Below are 6,665 nucleotides of genomic sequence, written 5' to 3'. Positions count from 1 at the left end.
TTCATATTCTCACCTATTCTCCATTAAACTGTTTCCCAAAGTTTATATCCCGCGCTAACGTATTCGCCCTTTGAAGAGAAGCATGAGTTCCTGCATCCGTCCACCAGCCGCTCATTTCATTATAAGTAAGTACCCCTCGTTTTAAATACCAATTATTTATATCCGTAATTTCAAGTTCTCCCCTTGCGGAAGGTTTTAATTCTTTTATATAAGAAAAGACTTTCGAATCATACAAATAAATTCCCGTAACAGCATAAGAACTTTTCGGTTTCTTCGGCTTTTCTTCAATTTCAATTATTTTTCGGTTTTGAATATGTGCCACACCAAATCTTTCGGGATCTTCTACAGATTGAAGCAGCACTTTAGCACCTTCTTTTTGATTTGTGAATTCTTCAACATAGGGACGAATATCATCTGAAAAGATATTATCTCCTAATATAACTACCATACGATTATTCCCGATGAAATCCTCACAAAGCCCTAACGCTTGCGCAATTCCGCCTGCCTTATCTTGCACACGATACGTAAAGGACACACCAAATTCGTGACCACTTCCTAAAAAGCTAACAACATCTCCCATATGCTCTTTACCTGTAATAATCATAATATCTGTAATCTCACATTGTTTCAGTTTATATACTGCATGATAAATCATCGGATACCGCCCAACGGGAAGTAGATGTTTATTCGTTACTTTCGTTATTGGATATAGTCTCGATCCAGTTCCGCCCGCTAAAATAATCCCTTTCATTATGCATCTCTCCCTTATGATGGAGATAGTACATCTTTATAATGTTCCATATACTTAATCTGTTCCATCTCAATCATATGTTATATGCACACAAAACTTTCCATTTTTTTATATTGTTCCATATAATTAAAGTTTCTTTTCAAGCATACAAATATCTATGTCATTTTCTCATTAATTTTCACCTATTATATAACGAGAGATTTACGGAGGTGAATTTATGTCCAATCATAATGATTCAAACAGCTTAAATCCAGTTGACTCTTTATCTTCCAGCACATCTGACCCTGCATTTCCACAATTTTCTTTGACACCTGGACCGACTGGGCCATCTGGTACTACCGGACCGATTGGTGCCACTGGACAGACTGGCAACACTGGGCCGACTGGTGCTACTGGACCGATCGGCGATACTGGGCCGACTGGCAACACTGGACCATCTGGCACTACCGGACCGACTGGTGCTACTGGTGCTACTGGTGCTACTGGACCAATCGGCGATACTGGGCCGACTGGCGCTATCGGGTCTACTGGTGCTACTGGACCATCTGGCACTACCGGACCGACTGGTGCTACTGGACCATCTGGCACTACCGGACCGACTGGTGCTACTGGCAACACTGGACCATCTGGCGCTATCGGGTCTACTGGTGCTACTGGACCAATCGGCGATACTGGGCCGACTGGACCATCTGGTACTACCGGACCGACTGGTGCTACTGGACCAATCGGCGATACTGGGCCGACTGGACCATCTAGATTAGGACTTCCAGCAGGATTGTACGCATTTAACTCCGCTGCGAGTAGCATCAACGTTGGGATTAACACGCCTGTACCATTTAATACCGCTGGGTCACAGCTCGGTACAGCGATTACTCAATTAGATAGCGATACTTTCACCATACACCAAAATGGATTATATAAAATTACTGTTATCGCATATACTGCAACATCAGGTTTACTCGGTGGCATTGAAATTCAAGTAAATGGCCTAGCAGTACCAGGTGCTGCAAGAAACTTAGTTTCACTTGGAACACCTATCGTTATCCAAGCGATTATACAAATTACAACAGCTCCAGTATCAGTTGAAGTAATTGGTATAGAGGCGATATTATCACTAGCTGTTGGTACAGGGGCATCAATTATTATTGAAAAAATTGCATAATTGTTTCCTTAGCAGTAAAACTGGTATCAGTTTTACTGCTTTCGCAATTTTATAGATAACATCCCAACCTCATTCTAAATGCGGATGTACATATTCCCTATAACTTGAATATAATTACAAAAGAGATATTCCTTCCTATTATGTATGACTTTCCATAAATAGTGGAATAAATGTATGAACAGTCTACTTGCATATTATTTTTTTGCAATCACGTCATCATCACACTTACTAGGCGATAGAAAGGAATACATACCGTGAAAGATACGAACTCTCAATATCAAATAGACTACTTACTAATCTTTATTTTATTTGCCATTGGGACTGTTAGCTGCTTTGCTATTGCAAGTGCACAAGCTTCTTTACCACCATTTTTACAACACATAAATTTTGCATTAAAACAAATCCAATGGTATGTCATTGGATTTGTGGCCATTGGCGTTATTATGATTATTGATTTCGATCGATATAAACAAATTGCTTGGTATTTGTATAGCTTTGCCCTCATACTTCTTATTGGTCTAGAACTTCAAGTTCCGGGTGCCGTTACGATTAAAGGGGCTACCGCATGGTATAGACTTCCAGGCATCGGAAACTTTCAACCTTCTGAAATTATGAAATTATTTTTAATTATCATCATTGGACGAATTATAGCAAATCATAATGAAAAGTACTTTTTCCGGACAACTCGTGAAGATTTTATTTTACTTGGAAAAATATTCGCAGCTAGTTTACCTCCACTACTTTTAATCGCAAAAGAACCTGATTTAGGAAACACTATGGTAATCTCCGCGATGCTTGCAGCAATGATTTTAGTTTCTGGTATACATTGGCGCCTTATCCTCGGATTAACCTCCGTCATTTTCGTCATAGGCTCTACCTTAATATATATTTATTTCACTCATACAGAGTTCTTTAAAGAGCATATTTTAAAAGAGTATCAATTAAACCGCTTCTATGGCTGGCTATCCCCTTACGAATATGACTCACAAGGATACCAATTAAGACAGGCATTTTTAGCTACCGGATCAGGAGAAATGCAAGGAAAAGGATGGGAAAATGGACAAGTATATTTTCCAGAGCCACATACAGATTTTATTTTCACAAATGTCGCTGAACAATTCGGTTTTTTAGGAGCAAATGTTATTATTTCACTTTTTTTCTTACTCATTTACCGAATGATCCATATCGCTTTAGAAAGCAATGAACCTTTCGGTAGTTATATTTGCGCTGGTACAATCGGAATGTTCACCTTCCAAGTATTCCAAAATATTGGGATGACAATCGGTTTACTCCCTATTACAGGAATAACATTACCTCTTATGAGCTATGGCGGGAGTTCACTACTCACATACATGATTGCTATTGGATTTATTTTAAACGTACGTTCAAGAACACAAATCTTTATGTTTAAATGAACCATATCGGAAAACCGGTATGTTTTTTTCTATATTCATTTTAGATATACTAATGAAAAGATGAACTGGAGGTTTACATATGAAGTATGACATTATAGGTGATATTCACGGATGCTTCCAAGAGTTTCAAGATTTAACAACGAAACTAGGATACAGCTGGGCTAGTGGTCTCCCTATACATAACGCCAAACGAAAGCTGGCGTTCGTTGGTGATATTACAGACCGAGGCCCTCATTCATTACGTATGATTGAAATCGTATGGGAGCTCGTAATAAATAGAAAAGAAGCTTATTATGCGCCTGGGAATCACTGTAATAAACTGTATCGTTTTTTCCTTGGGCGTAATGTTTCAATCGCTCATGGACTCGAAACAACTGTTGCCGAATATGAAGCATTACCTTCTAATAAACAACAAATCATAAAAGAAAAGTTCATTACGCTTTACGAGCAGTCCCCCCTGTATCACATACTGGATAACAAGAAATTAATCGTATGCCATGCCGGCATTCGTCAGGATTACATAGAAAGAAATGATAAAAAAGTGCAAACATTTGTATTATATGGTGATATTACAGGAGAAAAGCATCCTGACGGCTCACCTGTACGCCGAGATTGGGCGAAAGAGTATAAGGGGGAAACATGGATTATATATGGACATACACCTGTCAACGAGCCTCGCTTTGTGAATCATACAATCAATATTGATACCGGCGCTGTATTTGGCGGCAAACTAACTGGACTTCGTTATCCTGAAATGGAGGCCATTTCCGTTCCTTCTTCCCTACCTTTTGTCACTGAGAAGTTCCGCCCAATTTCATAATTACATTTACCTTTGTACAATTCATTCCGAGTACGTATAAAGAATGATTTCTAGGCGAATTCCTCGTTAAAAATCGGTCATATAGTAAAAAAAGATGCTATGAAGTGCATCTTTTTTTTACTATGCGGCATATACTGTCGCAGGAGGTGACGGAATGAAGAAAAAACGATCTAAACAAAAAAGAAATTTCTCTCCTTTATATCATCCCATATACGGAATTAACAACTGGTGTAGCATACGAGCTGCGGCTATTGAAGAAATAGAAGAACGTATGGAAACAAAAACAGGGAAAACGAGAGGAACATATATTTCTTTAGAACATGCTGTTATGAAACGAATTATAGATAACAGAAAAATAAAGGCACTACAAAAAAAGAAACGCCTTTCTCATAACAATGAGCCTATACTTGAGTCAAAGAATTTACAGGAGAATATAAACAAAGAAATTCCTGAAACAATTAAAGAAAAGGTCCAAGCTGAAATTCCTAAAGCAATTAAAGAAAAAGCACAGGCTGTAATTCCCACCAATATTATACAGCAAGTAACAAAAATAAAAGAGGGATTAACTTTAACCAATGACATAAAAAAAGAGGATTCTACTATCACTCAGCCCCCTATACTTTCACCTACTCCTGCTGAGAATGAAAAAGTAGCCAGATACGCATATAAGGAGGGCCTTCACTCTACGGCTGACGGGATAGCCTCACATGCAGAAGGATTTCTTACTCATACAGAGGGTGCCTTTTCTCATGCAGAAGGTTCAAAAACAAAGGCAACTGGACATAGTTCGCATAGTGAAGGAAGTGAAACGACAGCAGGCGGTCCTTATTCTCACGCGGAAGGAAAGCATACAATTGCTTTCGGCGAAGCAGCACATGCAGAAGGAACCGCAACTATCGCTAACGGATTCTCATCTCATGCGGAAGGAAATCATACATCAACAGCTAATTTTGCAGGCAGCCATATTATGGGTAAATTTGGTACAGCAGAAGAAGCTTATTCCTGGTTTATTGCAAATGGGACAAATGACACTGATTATAATATAGGTGCCAAATGGCTTGCCCATAACGGAGAAATGTATATCGATGGTGCTTCTTACAATGCAGGTGGTACTGATTTTGCACAAATGTTTGAGGCAGCAGATCATAGCCCTATTGATGTTGGTTATTTCATTACATTTAGTAACGAAGAAAAAATTCGAAAAGCTACTTCAAATGATACATTCATATTAGGCATATCTAGCGCTACTCCTGCTCTCATAGGAAATAGCGGTGCTTTAAGTTGGCAAAAACGCTATAAAACAGACCGCTTCGGAAAACGTCAATATACGCGTACGGATACGCAAGAAATACAACCTCTTTTAAATACAGAATGGAATCCAGCTTGTAAGTATCTATCAAGAAGAGACCGTACTGAGTGGCTTCCTGTCGGATTAATTGGACAAATGTTAGTACGTGATGACGGTACTTGCGAAACACACGGATATTGTCGTCCAAATGATGACGGCATTGCTACAAAAGCTGAAAGTGGCTTTTTCGTTATAAAGCGTACTGGTGAACATCAAATTTTAATATTATTCCGCTAAAAAAAGGGAACAAAATTCTTTTTATGATAAGAATTTTGTTCCCTTTTAATTGTTATGTAAAGCGTATTGCATATCCTCTGGGATACTTACGGTAAAAGTCATTCCCTTTTCTAAAATAGGATGATAAAACGTCAAAGATGTACTATGAAGCGCTTGACGTTTTATCACATCTCTTCGGCCGCCGTATAAATCATCCCCAAGTAGCGGATGTCCTATATATGCCATATGTACACGAATTTGATGTGTTCTTCCCGTCTCGAGCTCAAGCGCTACATGCGTCTTATCTGAATAACTCTCCATCACTCTAAAATGAGTAACAGCTCTTTGACCATCTTCACAGACAGTTCGCTCGATAATACTATCCGCTTTTCGTCCGATTGGCGCGTCAATCGTTCCTACTTCTTCTAAAATAGTCCCATGAACGATTGCCTCATACGTTCGTTTCACCCCTTTTTGTTGATGCTGCTTCGATAAAAGGTGGTGAACGAATCTATTTTTCGCAATTAACATAAGCCCTGAAGTATCACGGTCTAACCTCGTCACAATGTGCACCGTACTTGCAAGATTTTGTTTATCATAATGATGTAAAATAGCGTTCGCAACACTTCCTGACGGGTGCTCCCTAGACGGAATTGTCGACATATTTGCTTCTTTATTTATAACAAGAACCGCGTCATCTTCATATACGATACATAAAGGGATCTCTTCCACTTCCATCCCTTCACTTCTTTCCTCCACTGGAAAAAAGACTTGTAACTCTTCACCAGCTTGTAACTTGTGACGAACACTCGTGTGTTGACCGTTTACTTCAATTGCTCCGCCACGGAACTTTATATCCGTTAAAGCGGCTTTCGAAATCCCTTTTGTTTTCAAAAATTCTCTAACTAAAGTTCCTTCTTCAGCCAGCCCTATATCCCATTTCAATGTAAATC

6 protein-coding genes are annotated in these 6,665 nt (G+C 39.0%); 4 read left to right on the top strand and 2 right to left on the bottom strand.

The window, feature by feature from the left end:
• Nucleotides 1-13: 13 nt before the first annotated feature.
• Nucleotides 14-751, bottom strand: coding sequence for a sugar phosphate nucleotidyltransferase (locus AC1DTM_RS15645; protein WP_002201364.1), 738 nt, complete (start codon nucleotides 749-751; stop codon nucleotides 14-16).
• A gap of 217 nt (nucleotides 752-968) precedes the next feature.
• Here AC1DTM_RS15645 and AC1DTM_RS15640 point away from each other — a divergent pair, with 217 nt between their 5' ends.
• From AC1DTM_RS15640 to AC1DTM_RS15625, 4 genes are all read left to right on the top strand, one after another.
• Entirely contained in the window at nucleotides 969-1,913 is a 945-nt protein-coding gene (locus AC1DTM_RS15640) for a BclA C-terminal domain-containing protein (protein WP_256416074.1), read from the top strand.
• A 254-nt stretch (nucleotides 1,914-2,167) separates the two neighbouring features.
• A complete protein-coding gene (locus tag AC1DTM_RS15635) occupies nucleotides 2,168-3,328 on the top strand; it encodes an FtsW/RodA/SpoVE family cell cycle protein (protein ID WP_016104185.1) in 1,161 nt (386 codons plus the stop codon).
• A gap of 79 nt (nucleotides 3,329-3,407) precedes the next feature.
• Complete coding sequence (gene prpE, locus AC1DTM_RS15630) at nucleotides 3,408-4,148, top strand: bis(5'-nucleosyl)-tetraphosphatase PrpE (protein WP_002158876.1); 741 nt, start codon at nucleotides 3,408-3,410, stop codon at nucleotides 4,146-4,148.
• A gap of 154 nt (nucleotides 4,149-4,302) precedes the next feature.
• Nucleotides 4,303-5,733: a peptidase G2 autoproteolytic cleavage domain-containing protein gene (locus AC1DTM_RS15625; RefSeq protein ID WP_016104184.1), complete on the top strand. Its 1,431-nt coding sequence runs from the start codon at nucleotides 4,303-4,305 to the stop codon at nucleotides 5,731-5,733.
• A gap of 45 nt (nucleotides 5,734-5,778) precedes the next feature.
• Here the strand turns inward: AC1DTM_RS15625 and AC1DTM_RS15620 are convergent.
• A partial coding sequence (locus AC1DTM_RS15620) for an RluA family pseudouridine synthase (protein ID WP_477000453.1) occupies nucleotides 5,779-6,665 on the bottom strand: 887 nt, incomplete at its 5' end.

This window comes from Bacillus sp. P4_D3, from assembly GCF_056401855.1.
This window is presented reverse-complemented; position numbering and strand designations above follow the sequence as displayed.

Coding starts and splice junctions, on each gene's coding strand:
- AC1DTM_RS15645 (WP_002201364.1), bottom strand. CDS start 751: ATGAAAGGGATTATTTTAGCGGGCGGAACTGGATCGAGACTATATCCA.
- AC1DTM_RS15640 (WP_256416074.1), top strand. CDS start 969: ATGTCCAATCATAATGATTCAAACAGCTTAAATCCAGTTGACTCTTTA.
- prpE (WP_002158876.1), top strand. CDS start 3,408: ATGAAGTATGACATTATAGGTGATATTCACGGATGCTTCCAAGAGTTT.
- AC1DTM_RS15625 (WP_016104184.1), top strand. CDS start 4,303: ATGAAGAAAAAACGATCTAAACAAAAAAGAAATTTCTCTCCTTTATAT.